General features: G+C 71.7%; 15 protein-coding genes, 1 tRNA gene and 1 CRISPR repeat array. Of the genes, 1 reads left to right on the forward strand and 15 read right to left on the reverse strand.

The window, feature by feature from the left end; translation table 11 throughout:
* Positions 1 to 67: 67 nt before the first annotated feature.
* The 11 genes from ABZU91_RS31180 to ald form a co-directional block, all read right to left on the reverse strand.
* A complete protein-coding gene (locus ABZU91_RS31180; RefSeq protein ID WP_355248369.1) occupies positions 68 to 727 on the reverse strand; it encodes a CRISPR-associated endonuclease Cas3'' in 660 nt (219 codons plus the stop codon).
* 128 nt (positions 728 to 855) lie between these two features.
* A CRISPR array of direct repeats spans positions 856 to 1615; the repeat unit is 28 nt; unit sequence GTGCTCCCCACGCCCGTGGGGGTGGGCC.
* A gap of 1095 nt (positions 1616 to 2710) precedes the next feature.
* The gene (locus tag ABZU91_RS31185) at positions 2711 to 3670 is read right to left on the reverse strand and encodes a tyrosine-type recombinase/integrase (RefSeq protein WP_355248372.1); all 960 of its coding nucleotides are present in this window, start codon (positions 3668 to 3670) and stop codon (positions 2711 to 2713) included.
* A gap of 113 nt (positions 3671 to 3783) precedes the next feature.
* Positions 3784 to 3857: transfer RNA gene (locus ABZU91_RS31190), tRNA-Pro, on the reverse strand.
* A gap of 174 nt (positions 3858 to 4031) precedes the next feature.
* Positions 4032 to 5438 (reverse strand): ribosome biogenesis GTPase Der, encoded by a 1407-nt coding sequence (gene der / locus ABZU91_RS31195; RefSeq protein ID WP_355248375.1) that lies wholly within the window; start codon positions 5436 to 5438, stop codon positions 4032 to 4034.
* Positions 5435 to 6115, reverse strand: coding sequence for a (d)CMP kinase (gene cmk, locus ABZU91_RS31200; RefSeq protein WP_355248440.1), 681 nt, complete (start codon positions 6113 to 6115; stop codon positions 5435 to 5437). The genes der and cmk overlap by 4 nt, the downstream gene beginning before the upstream one ends.
* Before the next feature lie 193 nt (positions 6116 to 6308).
* Positions 6309 to 7079 (reverse strand): pseudouridine synthase, encoded by a 771-nt coding sequence (locus ABZU91_RS31205; RefSeq protein ID WP_355248377.1) that lies wholly within the window; start codon positions 7077 to 7079, stop codon positions 6309 to 6311.
* Positions 7066 to 8160: an SMC-Scp complex subunit ScpB gene (scpB, locus tag ABZU91_RS31210; protein WP_355248380.1), complete on the reverse strand. Its 1095-nt coding sequence runs from the start codon at positions 8158 to 8160 to the stop codon at positions 7066 to 7068. The genes ABZU91_RS31205 and scpB overlap by 14 nt, the downstream gene beginning before the upstream one ends.
* Positions 8153 to 9121: a segregation/condensation protein A gene (locus ABZU91_RS31215; protein ID WP_355248383.1), complete on the reverse strand. Its 969-nt coding sequence runs from the start codon at positions 9119 to 9121 to the stop codon at positions 8153 to 8155. The genes scpB and ABZU91_RS31215 overlap by 8 nt, the downstream gene beginning before the upstream one ends.
* A 41-nt stretch (positions 9122 to 9162) precedes the next feature.
* On the reverse strand, positions 9163 to 10086 hold the full coding sequence (locus ABZU91_RS31220; RefSeq protein WP_355248386.1) for an AAA family ATPase: 924 nt from the start codon (positions 10084 to 10086) through the stop codon (positions 9163 to 9165).
* 181 nt (positions 10087 to 10267) lie between these two features.
* Complete coding sequence (locus ABZU91_RS31225; RefSeq protein WP_355248443.1) at positions 10268 to 11263, reverse strand: site-specific tyrosine recombinase XerD; 996 nt, start codon at positions 11261 to 11263, stop codon at positions 10268 to 10270.
* The gene (gene ald, locus ABZU91_RS31230) at positions 11260 to 12375 is read right to left on the reverse strand and encodes an alanine dehydrogenase (RefSeq protein ID WP_355248389.1); all 1116 of its coding nucleotides are present in this window, start codon (positions 12373 to 12375) and stop codon (positions 11260 to 11262) included. The genes ABZU91_RS31225 and ald overlap by 4 nt, the downstream gene beginning before the upstream one ends.
* Before the next feature lie 227 nt (positions 12376 to 12602).
* On the opposite strand from ald, the gene ABZU91_RS31235 reads away from it, so the two are divergent.
* Positions 12603 to 12941: a TM2 domain-containing protein gene (locus tag ABZU91_RS31235; protein WP_355248446.1), complete on the forward strand. Its 339-nt coding sequence runs from the start codon at positions 12603 to 12605 to the stop codon at positions 12939 to 12941.
* A gap of 89 nt (positions 12942 to 13030) precedes the next feature.
* Here the strand turns inward: ABZU91_RS31235 and ABZU91_RS31240 are convergent, their stop codons facing one another.
* From ABZU91_RS31240 to ABZU91_RS31255, 4 genes are all read right to left on the reverse strand, one after another.
* Positions 13031 to 13663 carry an NUDIX hydrolase gene (locus ABZU91_RS31240; protein WP_355248392.1) on the reverse strand — a complete coding sequence of 211 codons (633 nt, stop codon included), beginning with the start codon at positions 13661 to 13663 and terminating at the stop codon, positions 13031 to 13033.
* Complete coding sequence (locus tag ABZU91_RS31245) at positions 13660 to 15405, reverse strand: CTP synthase (RefSeq protein WP_355248395.1); 1746 nt, start codon at positions 15403 to 15405, stop codon at positions 13660 to 13662. The genes ABZU91_RS31240 and ABZU91_RS31245 overlap by 4 nt, the downstream gene beginning before the upstream one ends.
* A gap of 163 nt (positions 15406 to 15568) precedes the next feature.
* Complete coding sequence (locus ABZU91_RS31250; protein WP_355248398.1) at positions 15569 to 18004, reverse strand: hypothetical protein; 2436 nt, start codon at positions 18002 to 18004, stop codon at positions 15569 to 15571.
* Positions 18004 to 19152 carry a glycosyltransferase family 4 protein gene (locus ABZU91_RS31255; RefSeq protein ID WP_355248401.1) on the reverse strand — a complete coding sequence of 383 codons (1149 nt, stop codon included), beginning with the start codon at positions 19150 to 19152 and terminating at the stop codon, positions 18004 to 18006. Before ABZU91_RS31255 ends, ABZU91_RS31250 begins: the two co-directional genes overlap by 1 nt.
* Positions 19153 to 19163: the final 11 nt, after the last annotated feature.

Below are 19163 nucleotides of genomic sequence, written 5' to 3' on the forward strand. Positions count from 1 at the left end.
CACACAACCACGAGACTCAGCGGTGGCTGCTTCATGCCCACGGACAAAACCACACCACCACAGCAGGTCAGAACGGATCTCCTGCTGGAGTACTAGCCAGCCAATCCGCCAGGATCACCAAACCCGTGATCAGCACCAGACACGGACCAGCCACCGACGACGGCGCCTTCGGGCTACCCAAAGCCTGATCCAAAACCCGAACCAGGGCCGCCCGCTGCCGCTCCCACCCACCGCCACCAAGGAACCGCCGATCGCTGCGACTCACCTGGTGGAACCGGCCGTGGTGACCCCCAAGCGTCTGCGCGACCAACACACATGGACGCGTACCCGACGGCCCAAGGCTCTCGTAGCCATAGTCTGCGAGCAGCCTTACCAACGACACCTGCGTCGCCCGATCATGCGGCAAGTTCCCCAAAAGCCAATCGCCGTATGCCGGATCTACTCGAAGCGCCGAAGCCGCCGCCCGATCCTGCTCCTGGAAACCTGGCGTCGCCTTCCCAAGGTCATGAAGACTTGCCCACACCATCACCAACCGCTTCGCCTGGTCCTCATCCACACCAAGGCCAAAGCAAATCACCCTGCGCTGACCTGCGGTCAGGTACCGGTCCCACAGCCGCCCGGCCACTGCACCGGTGTCCACCAGGTGCCAGATCAGCGGGTACGGTGCTGAAAGCCCCCGCGACTTGCCCCATAACCGAAGATCCACGTTCGAATGGTCAATCGTCATCGCGCCGCCTACAGCAGGAGAGAAGGGCCACTACGGTGTGCCACCGGAGCAGACCACAGAGGTACGACAAGCAGTCGGACCTCACCGAGAACCTGCACACCGCCTCCTAAATGCCCAGTTCAGAAAGGGTGCTCCCCACGCCCGTGGGGGTGGGCCGGAAGTCCGACCATGAACAACCTCCCGTTCACCGTGCTCCCCACGCCCGTGGGGGTGGGCCGGGGTTCCACGATGGAGCTACGCACCAACCCGGGTGCTCCCCACGCCCGTGGGGGTGGGCCGCAGGGCGATGACGGGTGGTGGCACGCCTACGTGTGCTCCCCACGCCCGTGGGGGTGGGCCTCCGCCGCAGCCGCATCCCGGGCCGCGTTCGCCGTGCTCCCCACGCCCGTGGGGGTGGGCCTCTGGTCGATGTAGACCCGGATGTGCTTCTGGTGTGCTCCCCACGCCCGTGGGGGTGGGCCTGGCCAACGCCAACGTGGCCGAGTCGCTGGCCCGTGCTCCCCACGCCCGTGGGGGTGGGCCCCCACCCGTCGTTGATCGGACCAGCGTCGGACGGTGCTCCCCACGCCCGTGGGGGTGGGCCGAACGAGGAACGACAGCCTCGACGCGGATTGGAGTGCTCCCCACGCCCGTGGGGGTGGGCCGTTGCACGCTTGGTCGGGATAGGTAGTCCTCAGGTGCTCCCCACGCCCGTGGGGGTGGGCCGGCACGACGTGGCCCGGATCCGCAGCATCAAGCGTGCTCCCCACGCCCGTGGGGGTGGGCCGCCGCAGGCGACCCGCTGGGAGGTCCTCGGCCAGTGCTCCCCACGCCCGTGGGGGTGGGCCGTTCGACCGCTTGGCGACCGCCGCCATCGCGTCGTGCTCCCCACGCCCGTGAGGGTGGGCAGCGCCGTCTGTCGTACGCGCCCATCAGCCGGCTGTGCTCCTCATGCCCAAAGCCGGGGCGGAGGCCATAACGTCACCGCAGTCGCGGTGCGCCCCACGCCCGTGGGGGTGGGGCAACGTGCCGGGCGTACCCGCGCTCAGGCGCCCCCGCTTGTTGTGTTTTATCGTGGCGGCCGACGCCCAGCGGGTGTGGGGAGCACATGTGCGGGGGCCGGATGCACTCATCTCCTCGCGTCACGCTAGAGGAGGAGGCTCATGGGTGAGAGCCGCCAAGGCAACGGCAGACCTCGTAGAGGCTCGCTCGAACATAGGTGGTGGTGTCGGCGTCACTGCCACTACCGGGATGTCCTGCATACTCGCGAGCCACAGCGTAGCCAAGATTCCGCCCAACTCACGTTAGCGTCGTGTGTCGCAGCCAGTGCGTAGTGATCTGCTGCACATACACCCACTGAGGTTGCTCGCCGATCCGCACCCACAGGTGCTCATAGCACCGGTAGGTGATGGGCTCACCATCCCGATAGCGCAGCTGCCCCGTCCTCCGTCGCGCCCCGCTCCTCAGCATGCCTCTGCATGTATCTCATTAGCGTCGGAGCCACTGGCTGCAACGTACCGACGTCCCCTCTCTGGAGGCAGAATCAAACATTGGTCCGGGTCAAGGTCAACCGGAGGGAGCGCCAGAGCCCCGCCCCGCCGACTCGCCCGACTCGCCGTTTCGGTGTGCAGCCACAAGAGCAACGTGTCGCGGGCCAGGTCGTTACCCGTGCTGGCCGCAACCTCGTCGATCTCAGCCAGTCGAGTGTCCGCCACCGCCCGACACGCGCTTGGAAAACGACGCAGCTTCGCCACCTCCGAAGCAGGATTGTCAGACGCTGCGATGAAACCATCAGCTTCCGCCCTCTTGTACAGACACCGCAAGGCACCAATTAGGTGCTCCGCCGCACTTCGGCCCCCTGCGGGAATTCCGCCGAGCCACAACGTGCGTCTTGACGTACTCCGCCAACTTTTCATCTCCGACGGCGCCGGCTCGTCCAACCTGCGTTGCCCCGACGCGATCACGCTCGGACCCTGCCGTGCGTGATCGCGTCGACTAGCCGATCTACACGCGCTCGCCGATACCCAGTCGTGCCTGCGTCTCCTGCGCCCGCTCAGCCGCCGCGCTCGCGCCGTAGTGACGGGGCATGTCTTCCGATGTCCAGCCCAGCAGGAGCATCAGGTCGCCGGTGTCTCCACCGGCGCGTTTCCATTCGTGCGCGAAGTTGTGCCGCCACCGGTGCGCGTGCACGTCCGGCACTCCGGCCGCTTTGCCCAGCCTCTTGAGGAGGATCTTGATTCCGTTCGGATTCAAGGCCGCGGTGCCTCGTTCGGCCAGCCACAAGTTCGGCAGGCCAGCTCCCTTGTGCTTGTCCCGGGCGCGCATGTAGCGGCTCAGGGCTCGGGCGGTCTTGGGTCCGAACCGTACTCGCCGATCCTTCGCGCCCTTGCCGTGAAAGTGCACCGACTCGGTGTTGAGGTCGATATCGGACAACAGGAGGTTGCCGACCTCGGACAGGCGGGCGCCGGTGTTGCAGTACAGCCGGATCAACGCCTCGTCACGCAGATTGGCGAAGCCCTTGCCCTTGCACGCGTTGAGGAGTTTGCCAGTGTCCTCGTCACGCATGACCGGGATCAGCTTGCGGGGCGTCTTGGGCTGCCGAACACGCTCCATAGGTGAGCGGTCGATGGCCTGCTCGTCGACAAGCAGCCACTTGAAGAACTGCTGCAACCCCTTGTGCTTGTTCAAGGCGGTTGACGCGGACCGCGTGTCGATCATCCAGGCCTGGAACGCCTCCACGTGCGCGCGGGTCACCGCGCACGGGTCCTCGGCCGCGTCGTCGGCGTCCGGATCCGGGGACAACTCCCCCAGATACCGACCCAACTGTGCGGCAGCGAGCAAATAGTTGTAGCGGGTGGTCTGCGGATAGTTCCCGGCCCGCAGTGACCGGTCCCAGTCACGCAAGAAACCGGCCCAGGTCCGGGAGAGTCCGATGGAGAGCTTCTGAAGATCCAGTAGTGACATGACAACCTGCCCGAGTCAAGGAGTCCAACAGCGGCGTGCTAGACCGGGCATCCATGCCGAGCAATGAGAAGAGGGTTTCCGCAGGTCACTGACCTGCGGAAACCCTCTCGCTGTCGGGACGGCCGGATTCGAACCGACGACCCCTTGACCCCCAGTCAAGTGCGCTACCAAGCTGCGCCACGTCCCGCCCCCGCAGAGTTCCCCCTGCGACAGCCGGTACAGCTTAGCGCAGCACTCCCGAGCCGTCCGCACAGGCCCCACCCGCGTTGTCGGGGCAGCGAACCACCCCACAACCCCTAAAGCGTCCTAGGAGGGTGGGCCAGACGGTAACCGTCTGGCCCACCCGAGAAAGCGCCAGGAATCAGCCGTGCGCCTTGCCCCGGCCGCCGGGGCCGAGCTTCTTGCGCGGGCGTACGGAGATCTCGATGGGGCTGCCCTCGTACCCGAATTCCTCGCGGAGCTTGCGCTCGACGAACCGCTGGTAGCCGGCGTCGAGCGGGCCCGTGGTGAAGAGCACGAACCGCGGCGGGGCCACCCCTGCCTGCGTGGCGAACAGGATGCGGGGCGCGCGGCCGCCGCGCACCGGGTGCGGGGTGGCCTGCACGAGTGCGGTGAGCCACTGGTTGAGGTGCGCGGTCGGTACGCGGAGTTCCCAGCTCGCCAGGGCCTTGTTGAGGGCCGGGGCCAGCTTGTCGACAGCGCGGCCGGTCATGGCCGACAGGTTCAGTCGGATCGCCCAGGGGATGCGGCGCAGCTCCCGGTCGATCTCCTTGTCGAGGTAGAACCGGCGGTCGGCGTCGACCAGGTCCCACTTGTTGAACGCGATGACCAGCGCCCGGCCGGCCTCGGTCACCATCGACAGGATCCGCTGGTCCTGCTCGCTGATCGGCTCGCTGGCGTCCAGGAGCACGACGGCCACCTCGGCGGCCTCGATCGCGCCGGCGGTGCGCAGGCTGGCGTAGTACTCGGTGCCGCTGGCCTTGCCGACGCGCTTGCGCAGGCCGGCCGTGTCGACCAGCTGCCAGGTCTGGCCACCGATCTCAACCAGGCTGTCGACCGGGTCCACTGTGGTGCCGGCGACCGAGTCGACGACCGCCCGCTCCTCGCCGGAGAACCGGTTGAGCAGGCTGGACTTGCCCACGTTCGGCCGGCCGACCAGCGCCACCCGGCGCGGCCCACGCGGCCGGTTCTCGACGATCGCCGGGGCCTCCGGCAGCGCGGCGAGAATGGCGTCCAGCAGGTCGCCGGAACCGCGCCCGTGCAGGGCGGACACCGGGAACGGCTCACCGAGGCCGAGCCCCCAGAGCGACACGGCCTCCATCTCGATGGAGGTGTTGTCGGCCTTGTTCGCCACCAGGATCACCGGCTTGGCGCTGCGGCGCAGCATCTTCACCGCGGCCTCGTCCACGTCGGTCGAGCCGACCATGGCGTCGACCACGAAGAGGACCACGTCGGCGGTGACCACCGCCGTCTCGGCCTGCGCGGCGATGGCCGCCGCGCGGTCCTTCGCGTCCGGTTCCCAACCGCCGGTGTCCACCACGGTGAACGACCGGCCGTTCCACTGCGCGTCGTACGGCACCCGGTCCCGGGTCACCCCGGGGATGTCCTCCACGACCGCCTGCCGACGGCCGATGATCCGGTTGACGAGGGTGGACTTGCCCACGTTGGGACGGCCCACCACGGCCACCACCGGCTGCGGGCCGGTCGGTTCCTCGACGGCGAGGTCAGGCTCGCGCAGCTCGACCCAGCCGATTCCATCACTGCTCATGCCACGCCCCGCTCGATGAGCAGGTCACGCAGCCGGGCCACGACCTGGTCGATGCCCAGCTCGGTGGTGTCCAGCACGACGGCATCCGGCGCCTGGGCCAGCGGGTTGACCTTGCGGGTCGAGTCGAGCCGATCGCGGCGGGCCAGGTCGGCGGCGGTCGCCGCCACGTCGGAGGCGTCCTCGGCGCTACGCCGGGCCGCGCGCGCGGCCTCGGAGGCGGTCAGGAAGACCTTCAGGTCGGCGTCCGGCGCCACGACCGAGCCGATGTCCCGGCCCTCGACCACCATCCGACCCGCGTTGACGATCATCTCGCGCTGCCGGTTCACCAGCAGCTCCCGCACCGCCGGCACGGCGGCGACGGCGGACACCGCCTGGGTCACCTCGGGGCCGCGGATGTACGCGTCCACGCCCACACCGTCGACGGTCACGGCGTACCCCTGCGGGTGGGTGCCGATGTGCAGCTTGACCTCGCCGGCGACCTTGGCCACCGACGCGGCGTCGGTCAGGTCCACGCCGGAGCGCAGCACGGCCCACGTGATCGCCCGGTACATCGCCCCCGTGTCCAGGTAGCGCGCACCGATGCTCACGGCGAGTCGCCGCGACACGGTGGACTTTCCCGAACCGGACGGCCCGTCCACAGCGACCACACATCGCTCGGCCCGTACGTTTTTCTCCACCGTGTCCTCCTCAGCCCGTACCTCGCGGATCGCCCGGTGCTGGCGCCGCAAGCGGTTGTCCATCGTCGTCCATCATGCCCGGGGCCCTCGTCGGGCCCGCGCGCGACGCCGCCCGGGGCGACCCACGCCACCTCCGGCGGCCGCTTCCCGGCCGCTGCGGAGCCTACCGGCAGCCGTACCCCGAACTCGGGGGTCAGTCACCCACCGCGCGGAACAGGGCTGCGACCTCCGCGTTGGTCAGGCGCCGGAGACGCCCGGTGCGCAGATCGCCCAACCGGATCGGTCCGATCGAGGTACGCACCAGACGGGTGACCGGGTGCCCGACCTCGTCCATCAACCGCCGGACGATGTGCTTGCGGCCCTCGTGCAGGCTCAGCTCCACCTGGGCGCTCTTGCCCAGGGTGCCCACCACCTTGAACGAGTCGACCTTGACCGGCCCGTCCTCCAGCTCGATACCGGCGAGGAGCCGCTTGCTCAGGTTGCGCGGGATCGGCCCGACCACCTCGGCCAGGTAGGTCTTCAGCACCTCGTACGAGGGGTGCATGAGCTTGTGCGCGAGGTTGCCGTCGTTGGTGAGCAGCAGCAGGCCCTCGCTGTCCGCGTCGAGCCGCCCGACGTGGTAGACCCGCTGGTCCAACCGGTTACCGATGAACTCGGCCAGTTCGTTGCGCCCCTTGTCGTCCGACATGGTGGTGACCACACCGCGCGGCTTGTTCATCGCCACGTAGACGAGGCGGACGTCGACCTGGAGGCGCTCGCCGTCCACGTGGATCACGGCGTTGGCCGGGTCGACCTTGTCGCCGAGCTTGGCCACGCGCCCGTCCACGGTGACCCGACGCCGGAAGATCAGGTCCTCACAGGCACGGCGGGAACCCACGCCGGCGGCGGCGAGCACCTTCTGCAGGCGTTCCGCGCCCTCGTAGACGGGGGCGTCGGACTTCGGGGAACGGTTATCGGGTCGCATCGGCAAGCTCTTCTACGTCGTCGGGCAGGAAGGGTGCGAGAGGTGGCAATTCGTCGACGGTGTTCAGCCCGAGCTTCTCCAGGAACAGCGTGGTGGTCCGGTACAGGAACGCCCCGCTGTCCGATTCGGTGCCGCACTCCTCGACGAGGCCGCGAGTGACAAGCGTACGGATGACGCCGTCGCAGTTGACACCCCGGATGGCCGAGATCCGCGACCGGGTCACCGGCTGCTTGTACGCGACCACGGCCAGAGTCTCCAACGCCGCCTGGGTCAGCCGCACGGACTGCCCGTCCAGGACGAACCGCTCGACGTACGTAGCGTATTCCGGCCGGGTGTACAACCGCCAACCGCCGGCCGCCCGGCGCAGCTCGAACCCGTACCCGGCGGCCGTGTAGCCGGCCGCGATGTCGTCGAGCATCGGCCCGATCCGCTCGGCCGGTTGCTCGAGCACCTGGGCCAGGACCAGCTCGCTGACCGGTTCGTCCACCACCAGGAGAATCGCCTCCAGCGCGCCGCGCAGCTCGGCGTCGGGCAGGTCGGGCGCGGGCTCCGGCACGACCGTCGCCCGCCGCCGCCCCACGGGCTCCCGCCGGGGTACGCCCCGACCCGCCGCCCCAGCCGGCACCGGGCCCTCGTCGGCCCCGGTCGTCACCCGGCCCTCGTCGGCCCCAGTGGTCACCCGGCCCTCGTCGGCCTCGGTTGCCACCGCTGGTGTTGTCGCCGCCTCCGCGGAAACGGCGGGCTCGGCCGTCTCGCTGGACCCGATCGCCACTGTGGTGTCGGCGGCCACGCTCGGCTCGGCTGGATCAGCGGCCTCAGCGGAAGCGGTCCCTGGCTCGGCAGGTGCCGTCTCTGCCTCAGCGGAGGCCTTCTCCACCTCAGCGGAAGGCGACTCCACCTCAGTGGGGGCGGCCTCCATCTCAGCGGGGGCCGACTCCACCCCAGCGGGGGCGGTTTCCCCTTCGGCAGGTGCGGCCTCCGCCTGGGCGGGTGCGGTGGTGGGGGCCGGCGGGCGTTCCCACGGAGGAACCCAGGCGGCGGCCTGGTCGGCCAGCGAGTCGCGGCGTTCCTCGTCACTCATCCGGCTCACCCTCCGTCGTTCCCGTCCCGGCCGAACCGCCGGCCTCCCCCGCCACCACCGGCCCCGCCGCGTCCTGCCCGATGGGCGGGGCGGGTTCGGTGGGTGGGTCGGACTCGGCTGCGGCGCCGGCGTACTCGTCGACGTGCAGGTCGGTTTCGCCGTCGGCGGGGCCCGTCCAGCGGACGGTCAGCTCCTCCAGGGCCTGCTCCTGCACGAAGGCCACCAGGCCCTCCCGGTACAGCTCCAGCAGCGCCAGGAACCGCGCCACCACCTCCAGGGTGGCCTCACAGTCGGCGCAGAGCAGCGAGAACGTCGCCGTGCCGGCACGGCGTAGCCGGGCGGTGAGGATCGCCGCGTGTTCCCGCACGCTGACCCGCACCATGTGCACGTGGGCGATGGACACCTCCGGCGCCACCTTCGGGGTCATCGCCTTCACGGCCAGCTTCAGCAGCCGCTGCGGGCCGATGCCGAGCACCAGGTCGGGCAGCGCCTCGGCGTAGCGGGGCTCCAGACTCACCGCGCGGGGATAGCGCCGGCCGCCGACCGCCTCCAACTCGGCGATGTGAGCCGCCGCCTCCTTGTACGCCTTGTACTGCAACAGGCGGGCGAAGAGCAGGTCGCGGGCCTCCAGCAGGGCGAGGTCCTCCTCGTCCTCCACGTCGGCGGAGGGCAGCAGCCGGGCGGCCTTCAGGTCGAGCAGGGTCGCGGCGATGAGCAGGAACTCGCTGGCCTCGTCGAGGTCCCAGTCGTCGCCCATGGCCCGGATGTAGGCGATGAACTCGTCCGTGACCGTGTGCAGGGCCACCTCGGTGACGTCGAGCTTGTGTTTGCCGATGAGCTGCAACAGCAGGTCGAAGGGGCCGGTGAAGTTGGCCAGTCGCACCGTGAACCCGGCGGACTGCGCACCGTCGACCACGGCCGGATCGGCGGTGTCGGGCGGGTCGAGGGGTGGCGCGGTCACCGCACGACCGTAGTCCACGAGGCGGGCACCGGGCGTTCCGGCTACCGCTCCGACTGGGCGGCGATCACCTCGCGGGCCAGCTGACGGTAGTTGCGTGCCCCGGAGGAGGCCGGGTCCATCGTCGTGATCGGGGCACCGGCCACGGTGGACTCGGGGAACTTCACCGTCTTGGTGATGACCGTCTGGTAGACCTTGTCGCCGAACGCCTCGACCACCCGCTGCAACACCTGGCGGCAGTGGGTGGTGCGGCTGTCGTACATGGTGGCGAGGATGCCCTCGAGCTCCAGGTCGAAGTTGAGACGTTCACGCACCTTGTCGATGGTGTCCAGCAGCAGGGCCACACCACGCAGGCTGAAGAACTCGCACTCGAGCGGGATGAGCACGCCGTGTGCGACGGTCAGCGCGTTGATCGCCAGCAGGCCGAGTGAGGGCTGGCAGTCGATCAGGATGTAGTCGTACTCCTTGCGGACCGTACGCAGGACCCGGGCCAGGGCCATCTCCCGGGCGACCTCGTTGACGAGCTGGATCTCGGCGGCGGAGAGGTCGATGTTGGCCGGCAGCAGGTGCAGGCCCGCGACGTCGGTCTTGATGACGACGTCCTCGGCGATGATGTCGTCCTGCATGAGCAGGTTGTAGATCGACAGGTCGAGGTTGTGCGGGTTGACGCCCAGGCCCACCGAGAGCGCGCCCTGCGGGTCGAAGTCGACGAGCAGCACCTTGCGGCCGTACTCGGCGAGAGCGGCGCCCAGGTTGATGGTGGTGGTGGTCTTGCCGACGCCACCCTTCTGGTTGGCCATCGCGATAATGCGCGCCGGACCGTGCCGATCAGTGGGCATCGGCTCGGGGATGGGCTTGCGCATCGTGTAGGCGGCCGGGTCGGCCGGACCCAGGTCGTTTCCGAGAGCGGCCTGCTGCTCGCGGAGCTCCGACGTCCACGTCTCGGCACGGTCACCGTTGCCAGCCATGTGCTCGTTGCCCCCTCCCGACGACCCACCCGGCGTCGGAGCCGTCCGACGTCCTTCGCGGCGCCGCTGCGCACCCCGGTCGTGTCGCCCCAGGAGGTCCGCGCCGATGCCGACTGTACGCCACCGACCAGCAGGGCGTTCGGCACCGGCCCGGCGTGTCGGGGTCGGTGCTGGCCGGGCGTCAGTCGCGGGCGCGCGGGTGGGCCGTGGCGTACACCTCGCGCAGCCGTTCGACGGTGACGAGGGTGTAGACCTGCGTGGTGGTCACCGAGGCGTGGCCGAGCAGTTCCTGGACGACCCGCACGTCGGCGCCGCCGTCGAGCAGGTGTGTCGCGTACGAGTGGCGCAGGGTGTGCGGGGACACCGCCGACGGTCCGTCGACCGGCAGTCCGGCGCGGGCGGCGGCGTGGCGCAGGATCATCCAGGCGCCCTGCCGGGACAGCGCGCCGCCCCGGGCGTTGAGGAAGACCGCGGGGGTGCCCCGGCCGGCGGCGGCCAGGGCGGGGCGGGCCCGGACCAGGTAGGCGCGGACCGCGTCGACGGCGTACCCGCCGATCGGGACGAGGCGCATCCGGCCGCCCTTGCCGCGCAGCAGCACGGCGCCCTCGTCGACGTCCAGGTCGTCGATGGCGGTGCCGATCGCCTCGGAGATCCGCGCGCCGGTGCCGTACAGGAACTCCAACAGCGCCCGGTCGCGCAGCGCGAGCGCCGCGCCGTCGCCGGTGGCGGTGACCGGGCCGGCGGTCTCCAGCAGCCGGACCACGTCGTCGACCCCCAGCGCGCGGGGTAGCCGGCGCGGCGGGGTGGGCGGGCGGACGTCCCGGCTCGGGTCGGCGCCGGCGAGCCCCTCGCGCAGGGCGAACCGGTGCAGGCCGCGAACCGCGCTGGCCGCGCGGGCGGCCGACGACACGGCCAGGGGCGGGTGGTCGTCGTCTCCGGCGCGCAGTCGGGCCAGGTGCGACTCGACGACGCCGGGGGCGACCGACGCGAGGTCGGCGACGCCGGCCTCGGTCAGGGTCGTCAGATAACGGTCCAGATCCCGGCGGTACGAGGCGAGGGTGTTCGCGGACAGGCCGCGCTCGACGGTGAGGTGGTCGAGGTAGCCGCGCACGGCACGGCGCAGGGCCGGCGCGGGCTCGACGCCCGCACCGGCCCGTTCGACAGTGGAGTCGGTCAGCCCAGGACCTCGGCCAGCGGGAGCACGGGCATGCCGTGCGCCTCGGCGACCGGGCCGTAGGTGACCTGGCCGTCGTGGGTGTTGAGGCCCAGCGCCAACGCCGGGTCGTTGCGCAGCGCGTCCCGCCAGCCCTGGTTGGCCAGCTCCAGCGCGTACGGCAAGGTGACGTTGGTCAGCGCGTACGTGCTGGTGTTCGGCACCGCGCCGGGCATGTTCGCCACGCAGTAGAAGATCGACTCGTGCACCTTGTAGACCGGGTCGGCGTGCGTGGTGGGGCGCGAGTCCTCGAAGCAGCCGCCCTGGTCGATGGCGATGTCGACGAGCACGCTGCCCGGCTTCATCCGGGAGACCAGCTCGTTGGGGATGAGCGTCGGGGCCTTCGCGCCGGGCACCAGCACCGCGCCGATGACCAGGTCGGCGTCGAGGACGGCCCGCTCGATCTCGTACGCGTTGGAGGCGACGGTCTGCAGGTGACCCCGGTAGATGGCGTCGGCCTGGCGCAGGCGGGCGACGTTCTTGTCCAGCAGCAGGACCTCGGACTGCAGGCCCAGGGCGATGGCGGCGGCGTTCATGCCGGAGACGCCGGCGCCGATGACGACGGTCTTGGCCGCGTACACGCCGGAGACGCCGCCGGGCAGCACACCTCGACCACCGCCGGTACGCATCATGTAGAACGCGCCCACCTGCGGGGCGAGCCGGCCCGCGACCTCGGACATCGGCGCGAGCAGCGGCAGCGACCTGTCGGGCAGCTCGACGGTCTCGTACGCGATGCCGGTGACCTTGCGGTCGACCAGCGCGTCCGTGCACCCCTTGGAGGCGGCCAGGTGCAGGTAGGTGAAGAGCACCTGCCCCTCGCGCATCCGGTGGTACTCCTCGGCGATCGGCTCCTTGACCTTGAGCACCAGCTCGGCGGTCTCCCACACCTCGTCGGCGGTGTCGAGGATCTTCGCTCCGGCGGCGGCGAACTCCTCGTCGGTGATGCTGGAGCCGACGCCGGCGCCGGACTCGACGAAGACCTGGTGGCCGCTGCGGGTGAACTCGTTGACACCCGCCGGCGTGATCGCCACGCGGTACTCGTGGTTCTTGACCTCGCGGGGGATTCCGACCTTCACGATGCAGACACCTCTCTTCGGGGCTGAGCTCCCCCGACTGCTCGGTGCCACGGCGGCCCCATTGCCGCCGCGGTCCACCGGTCCCGCCGGCGGCAGTCTAGGCGCGCCCCGCCCCGCCGTGAGCCAGCACAGTGGCATCCGGTGCCGGGGCGACCTGACGGTGTGTCAGGGCACGGACCGGGCCGGTGGTGGGAGGGTGACCTCAACCGTCAGGACAGTGTTCGCCCATTATCGTCCCATCTGCCGAGTGGCGGTACGGACAGCGGACGAGTGGATCACTAGTGTGTCCGCCCATGACCACTCCTCCTTACGAGCAGGGGTACCCGCAGCCCGGGTACCCCCAGGGCGTTTCCGACAAGAGCAAGGTCGTCGCGGGCGTCCTCGGCATCGTGCTGGGCTTCTTCGGCGCAGGCCGGTTCTACATAGGCGACATCAAGATTGGTGTGCTGCAGCTCGTCGTCAGCGTGTGCACCCTCGGCTTCGGCAGCATCTGGGGCTTCGTCGACGGAATCCTCATCCTCATCAACGGCGGCACGGACGCGCAGGGCCGCCCGCTGCGGGACTGACCTGCCACGACGGCATACGAAGGGGCCCCGCGGCTGACCGCGGGGCCCCTTCGCGCGTACTCACCGATCGGCTGGACCGGCGGCGGCGATCAACGCCGCAGCGGTGCCTGCGCCCGGCGCAACGCCGCGAAGCCCGTGTCCCGGCCGCGCGCCGCCGCGAGCAGCCCGGCCACCGCGGACGCGTTGGTGATCTCGCCGGCCAGGACCATGTCGACGGCCTCGTCCAGGTCGACGCGGACGACCTGGAGGTCGGCCTCCTCGTCGTGGCGCTCGTGCCGCTCCCCCGCCGGCACGTCGGCCAGGTCGCGGGCCAGGAAGACCCGGACGATCTCGTTGGTGAACCCGGGCGAGCTGTGCAGGTCGACGAGCACGTCGATCCGCCCGGAGGTCAGGTCGGCCTCCTCGGCCAGTTCCCGCAGCGCGGCGGCCGGCAAATCCTCGCCGGAGACGTCCGTCAGGCCTGCTGGCAGCTCCCACAGGTGCCGGCCGATCGGGTGCCGGTACTGCCGGATCAGCACCACCTGGCCGGCGTCGTCGAGGGCCACCACGGCGACCGCCCCGACGTGCCGCACCAGGTCACGCCGCCCGGTGCCCCCGCCCGGCATGGTCACCTCCTCGGTGACCACCTCGAAGATCGGCCCCCGGTAGCGCTCGGTGCGGGAGCGGACCTCGTAACGGTGCTCGCTCCCGCCGTCGCCCCGCTGCTGAGCCTGCTCGCTCACGCCGACGCCTTCGACGCGGCGCCGTTGCGGGCGGCCCTGCGCGCGGACGGTGCCTCCGACGCGGCCTCGATGTCGACCGGCAACTGGTCGGCCTGCGAGTACGCCACGGCGGCCTTGACGAACGACGCGAACAGCGGGTGCGGGCGGGTGGGACGGCTCTTGAGCTCCGGGTGCGCCTGCGTGGCCACGAAGAACGGGTGCAGATCGCGGTCCAGCTCGATGAACTCGACGAGCCGGCCGTCCGGCGAGGTGCCGGAGATGTGCAGGCCCGCCTTGGTCAGCGCGTCCCGGTAGGCGTTGTTGACCTCGTAACGGTGCCGGTGCCGCTCGCTGACGTCGGTGCTGCCGTACGCCTCGGCGACGATTGAGCCCTCGGTCAGCGTCGCCGGGTACGCCCCGAGCCGCATGGTGCCGCCCAGGTCGCCCTTGCCGGCGACGATGTCCTCCTGGTCGGCCATCGTGGCGATGACCGGGTGCGCTGCCTGCTCGTCGAACTCCAGCGAGTTCGCGCCGTCCAGGCCGGCGAGGTGTCGGGCCACCTCGATCGTCATGCACTGCAGGCCGAGGCAGAGGCCGAGCAGCGGGATGCCGTTCTCGCGGGCGTACCGGGCCGTGCCGATCTTGCCTTCGATGCCGCGCACGCCGAAGCCGCCCGGGATGAGGATGCCGTCCACGCCGGCCAGGGCCGCCGTCGCGCCGGCCGGGGTGACGCACTCGTCGCTGGGCACCCACTTGAGCTGCACCCGGGACCGGTTACCGAACCCGGCCGCCCGGATCGCCTCGCTCACCGACAGGTACGCGTCGGGCAGGTCGACGTACTTGCCGACCACCGCGACGGTCACCGTGTGCCGGGGCCGGTGCACCCGCTCCAGCAGGTCGTCCCAGCTCGCCCAGTCCACGTCCCGGAACGACAACCCGAGCCGGCGCACCACGTACGCGTCGAGACCCTCGCGGTGCAGCACCTTGGGGATGTCGTAGATGCTCGGGGCGTCCGGTGCGGCGACGACCGCCTCGCGGTCGACGTCGCAGTAGAGCGACAGCTTCTCCTTGAGCTTCTCCGGGATCTCCCGGTCGCACCGCAGCACGATGGCGTCCGGCTGGATACCGATGTTGCGCAGCTGCGCCACGGAGTGCTGGGTCGGCTTGGTCTTCAACTCCCCCGACGGCGCGAGGTACGGCACCAGCGAGACGTGCAGGTAGAAGCAGTTGTCCCGGCCCAGGTCGTGGCGGACCTGGCGGATCGCCTCCAGGAACGGCAGCGACTCGATGTCGCCGACGGTCCCGCCGACCTCGGTGATGACGACGTCGGGCAGGACGCCGTCGTCGTCCGGGTCCGCCATCGCCAGGATCCGCGCCTTGATCTCGTTGGTGATGTGCGGGATGACCTGGACGGTGTCGCCCAGGTACTCGCCGCGGCGCTCCTTGGCGATCACGTCCGAGTAGATCTGCCCGGTGGTGACGTTCGCCTTGCCGGACAACGCCCGGTCGAGGAACCGCTCGTAGTGCCCGACGTCGAGGTCGGTCTCGGCGCCGTCCTCGGTGACGAAGACCTCGCCGTGCTGGAACGGGTTCATCGTCCCCGGGTCGACGTTCAGGTAGGGGTCGAGCTTCTGCATCACCACGCGCAGACCGCGCGCGGTCAACAGGTTGCCGAGGCTGGAGGCGGTGAGGCCCTTACCCAGCGAGGAGGCGACGCCCCCGGTGACGAAAATGTGCCTGGTCGTCCGTGCTGATGGGGCCAAGGCCTGCTCCCGTGTCGTCTGTCGCGGTCATGCAGACCGCCGTGCTCGATCACCAAAGTGATCACGCGATCCACGGGATTCCACGGTAACACCTTCACGACGGGTACTCGCAGGCCGCACCCCGGGTGGGACAGGAACGGGCCACCCGGGCGGCGTCCGGCGGTCAGGAGGTGGCAACCTCGCTCGATGGCCGGGCCACCGGGACGTCCGCCGGCCGTCGTTGCGCCGGAGCGGGCGGTGCCGTGGTGCCGGCGTCCGCCGTCGGGTCCTCCGGCCGGTCGTCCCCGTCGGCCACCGGGGGCTCCGCGGGCGCGCCCGGGTCCGGTTCCGGCCGCAGGACGACCGCGCGGGGTGCCGCAGCGGGCGGTCCGCTGATCGGCCGCGGGTGACCCGCTCCCAGCGGTCCACCGCCACCGCTCGGACCGTCACCCCCGCCGGCCGGCCCGGCGCCCCCGGCGCCCGAACCGTCGTCCGCCTCGTCCTCGCGGGCGCGGCCCGTGCCGGGGCGCGTGCGGTCGGCGGCGTGCCCGAGAACCCGCAGGGACGTCAACGCGGCCATCGGCACCACCAGGGCTGCCGCCGCGCCGGCCACGTCCAGTGCCGCGCCGTCGAGCACGCCGCCCAGCACCGCCGCGACCGCCGTGCCGCCCAGCGCGGCCCGCACCGCCGGGTAGATGCCGAAGAGCCGCATGAGCCCGCCCCACGGCTGCAGCAGGGCGAACCACACCAGCAGCCCACCGGCCAGCGCCAGCACGGTCAACGGGCTGTTCACCAACGTCTCGAAGTTCGCGGTGCTGGACCGGTGCACGGTGAACCCGCCGGTGCCGTCGCCCACCGCGGACAGGAATCGGCCGAGGCTCCCCCGCTCGGCGGCCGGCCGGCGCAGGTCCACCACGGCGAAGCCGATGCCGACCGCCAGCGCGGCCATGGTGGCCCACGCCAGTCGGCTGATGGTCAGCCAGCCGCCGGCGCTGATCGCCGCCGCCACGCTGAGCCCGGCGGTCAGCGCGATCGCGCCGACCGGGTCGCCGCCCAGGTAGGGGCTCCCGACCACCACCACGGCGAGGCCGCCCACGGCGACCATCACCGCGGGCCTCCACCGACGGTGTACGCGCTGGGCGAACCACCCGCCGGTGACCAGCGCGCCGGCGAGGAACACCCCCAGCCCGACCGTGCTCAGCCCGGCGTAGCGGCCACCCTGCAACGCCGAGTAGCCGACCACCCCGTTGAGCTGGAGTCGGGCGCCGGTCAGCACGTCCACCCCGATGACAAGTGTCGTGAGGCCGGCCACCACGCCGAACGGGCCGAGCGTCTTCGCGTACCCGGGAGCGAACCGGACCGCGGCGGTGCCCACCGCGACCAGCAGCGCGGTGACCCCGGCGAAGATCCACCCCGGATGCCCGCCCCGCCACCAGGGGACGGCGTCGGCCAGCAACGCGGCCGGCACGGTCAACGCCGCCGCGACCAGCAGCAGCTCCACCACCGCCACGACGCGGGCGGAGACCGGAGTGGGGCCGGCCGGGCCGGCGTGCGGTCGCGCGCGGCGCAGCAGCGGCAACACGGCCAGGGCCAGCAGCACCTGCAGCCCGGCGAGCAGTGTGAAGAACCCGCCGGAGACGCTCCGCTGGGCGGACGCCTCCCGGTCGGCGTCCGCCGGCGCGTTGATCGCCTCGGTCAGGTCTGCCGGTCGGCCGCCGGTGCTGACCGCCGGTCGGCCGAGGAACAGGCGCTCCGGCATCGGGCGCCCGAGCGCGGCCAGCGCCGTCGGCGCGAGGTCGACGAGCTGGAGGTAACCCTCACGGCCGGTGCTGGCCGAGGTGAGCCAGCCCCGCTCCCAGCCCGGCCCGTCGGCGATCGCCACATGCAGCCGCGACGGCTGCTCGGTGTCGGAGATGCCGGCGACCAGCACCAACGACCGCGGCGGGCGGGCCGCCAGGACCCGGGCCAACTGGGCGTCGGCCGCCCGCGCCTCCTCGGCGCGCGCCGCCGGGTCGGTCCCCTCGATCGTGCCGAGGTCGACGATGCTCAGCACGCACGAACCGAGCAGCCGACGCGGATCGGCCGGCAGACCCGCGGCGTACCTGTCGACCCGGCCGAACGGGCGGGCGGCGGCCACGGCGGCCCCCGGCCCCACGGCGACCGAGCAACGCACCGACTCCGACAGCGACCCGGGCAGGGTGCCCCACGGCAGCCGCTGCTGGTTGTACTGGACCACGCTCTCCTGGTCGGGCAGGTTCGCGCCGATCCCGTCCGGCTGCTCCACTGCCACACCGGCCGGCGGGCAGCCACCGTCGGGCCGGGTGCCGTTCCACCCGGCGAAACTGCCCGCGCCGACGGTCAGCCAGCCGTCCACCGGGCAGGTGGGCCGGTGCGCGGACCGCACCGACAGGGAACCGATCGACCCCTCCTGGGCCATCCGCCACAACGTCGGGGTGCTCTGCTTGTCGACGTCCTCCCAGCGCAGCCCCGCGACCCCGGCGAGCACCACGAAGTCGGCGGTGCGCTGCGGGGCGCCCTGGGGCGGCCGGACGGCCAGCGCGGCGACGCCCAACGCCACCACGAGCACGGTCAGCAGGGCCGGAGCGAGTCGGCGCACCATCACCGGTGTCCCGTCATCGAAGCGTCGGAGCCGGGGGCCGCCGGATGGGCTGCCAGTTCGGCGTACAGGGCCTCCAGCACGGCCACCGTGTCCGTCTCGGTGGGCCACGTCGCCGCCCGTTCGGCGCCACGCCGACCCAGCTCGGCCCGCGCCGCCGGGTCGTCGAGCAGCGCGCGCACGGTCGTGTCCACCGCGTCCACGTCGACCGAGGGGATCAGGGCGGCGGCGTCACCGACCAGCTCCGGCAGGCCGCCCACCGCGGTCGTCACCAGCGGTACGCCGGCCCGCATCGCCTCCTGGGCGAACAGCTGCCGCGCCTCCCAGTCGCTGGTCACCACCGCGAGGTCGGCTCCGGCGAGCAGGTCGGCCACGTCGGTGCGGTGCCCCAGCAGGGTCACCGGAGCGCGCGCCGCCGAGATCCGGGCGGCCAACGCCAGGTACGCCGGGCCGCTCCCGGCGATGACCACGACCGGCGGTGGGGTACGCGTACGCCAGCGGGCCGCCGCGTCGATCAGCACGTCGTAGCGCTTCTGCGGGTGCAGCCGCCCCACCGAGAGGATCAACGGCTGCTCCGGCCGTACGCCGAACTCGGCGCGGACGGCGTCACGACGCCGACGAGGCACAGGCAGCGTCGGGGCGGCGACCGGGGCGAGGCGGGCATCGGCGGCGCCCAGCGCGGCGGCCCGCTCGACCAGGTCGGCGGAGGCACCGAGAGCCACCCGGGCGTTGCGCGCCACCACCCGCTCGACCAGCCGCGAGACCCCGCCGCGCAGCCCACCCGCGAGGACCGCGTTGTGCCAGGTCACCACCAGCGGGGCAGCCGGACGGGCCAGGACGGCGACGAGACCGGCACGCAGGCCGTGCGCGTGCACCACGTCGACGGGGGCCGCCGCGAGCGCCCGCCGCAGGGCGAGCACCGCCCGCGCGTCGGCCGGGGTCGGGCTGGCGGGGATCTCCACCGGTTCGAAACGCGCGCCCACGCCGGTGAAGTCGAACTGCTCCTGCGTCGCCGCCGGCCCGCACACCAGCACGTGCGCCCCGGACGCCACGAGCCCGCGCGCCACCGAACGGACGTGTTGGCCGACGCCACCGGTGCTGGACGCCAGCAGCAGCGCCACGGAACCCGACCGGCCGCTTGTCGCCGTCATGCCGGCCACCG

This window comes from Micromonospora sp. NPDC005174 (assembly GCF_040608495.1).
Lineage (GTDB): Bacteria > Actinomycetota > Actinomycetes > Mycobacteriales > Micromonosporaceae > Micromonospora.

What these genes read in the sequence shown, in the direction of transcription:
- ABZU91_RS31180 (WP_355248369.1), bottom strand. Translation starts at nt 727, where the DNA reads ATGACGATTGACCATTCGAACGTGGATCTTCGGTTATGGGGCAAGTCG.
- ABZU91_RS31185 (WP_355248372.1), bottom strand. Translation starts at nt 3,670, where the DNA reads ATGTCACTACTGGATCTTCAGAAGCTCTCCATCGGACTCTCCCGGACC.
- der (WP_355248375.1), bottom strand. Translation starts at nt 5,438, where the DNA reads ATGAGCAGTGATGGAATCGGCTGGGTCGAGCTGCGCGAGCCTGACCTC.
- ABZU91_RS31205 (WP_355248377.1), bottom strand. Translation starts at nt 7,079, where the DNA reads ATGCGACCCGATAACCGTTCCCCGAAGTCCGACGCCCCCGTCTACGAG.
- scpB (WP_355248380.1), bottom strand. Translation starts at nt 8,160, where the DNA reads ATGAGTGACGAGGAACGCCGCGACTCGCTGGCCGACCAGGCCGCCGCC.
- ABZU91_RS31220 (WP_355248386.1), bottom strand. Translation starts at nt 10,086, where the DNA reads ATGGCTGGCAACGGTGACCGTGCCGAGACGTGGACGTCGGAGCTCCGC.
- ABZU91_RS31250 (WP_355248398.1), bottom strand. Translation starts at nt 18,004, where the DNA reads ATGGTGCGCCGACTCGCTCCGGCCCTGCTGACCGTGCTCGTGGTGGCG.
- ABZU91_RS31255 (WP_355248401.1), bottom strand. Translation starts at nt 19,152, where the DNA reads ATGACGGCGACAAGCGGCCGGTCGGGTTCCGTGGCGCTGCTGCTGGCG.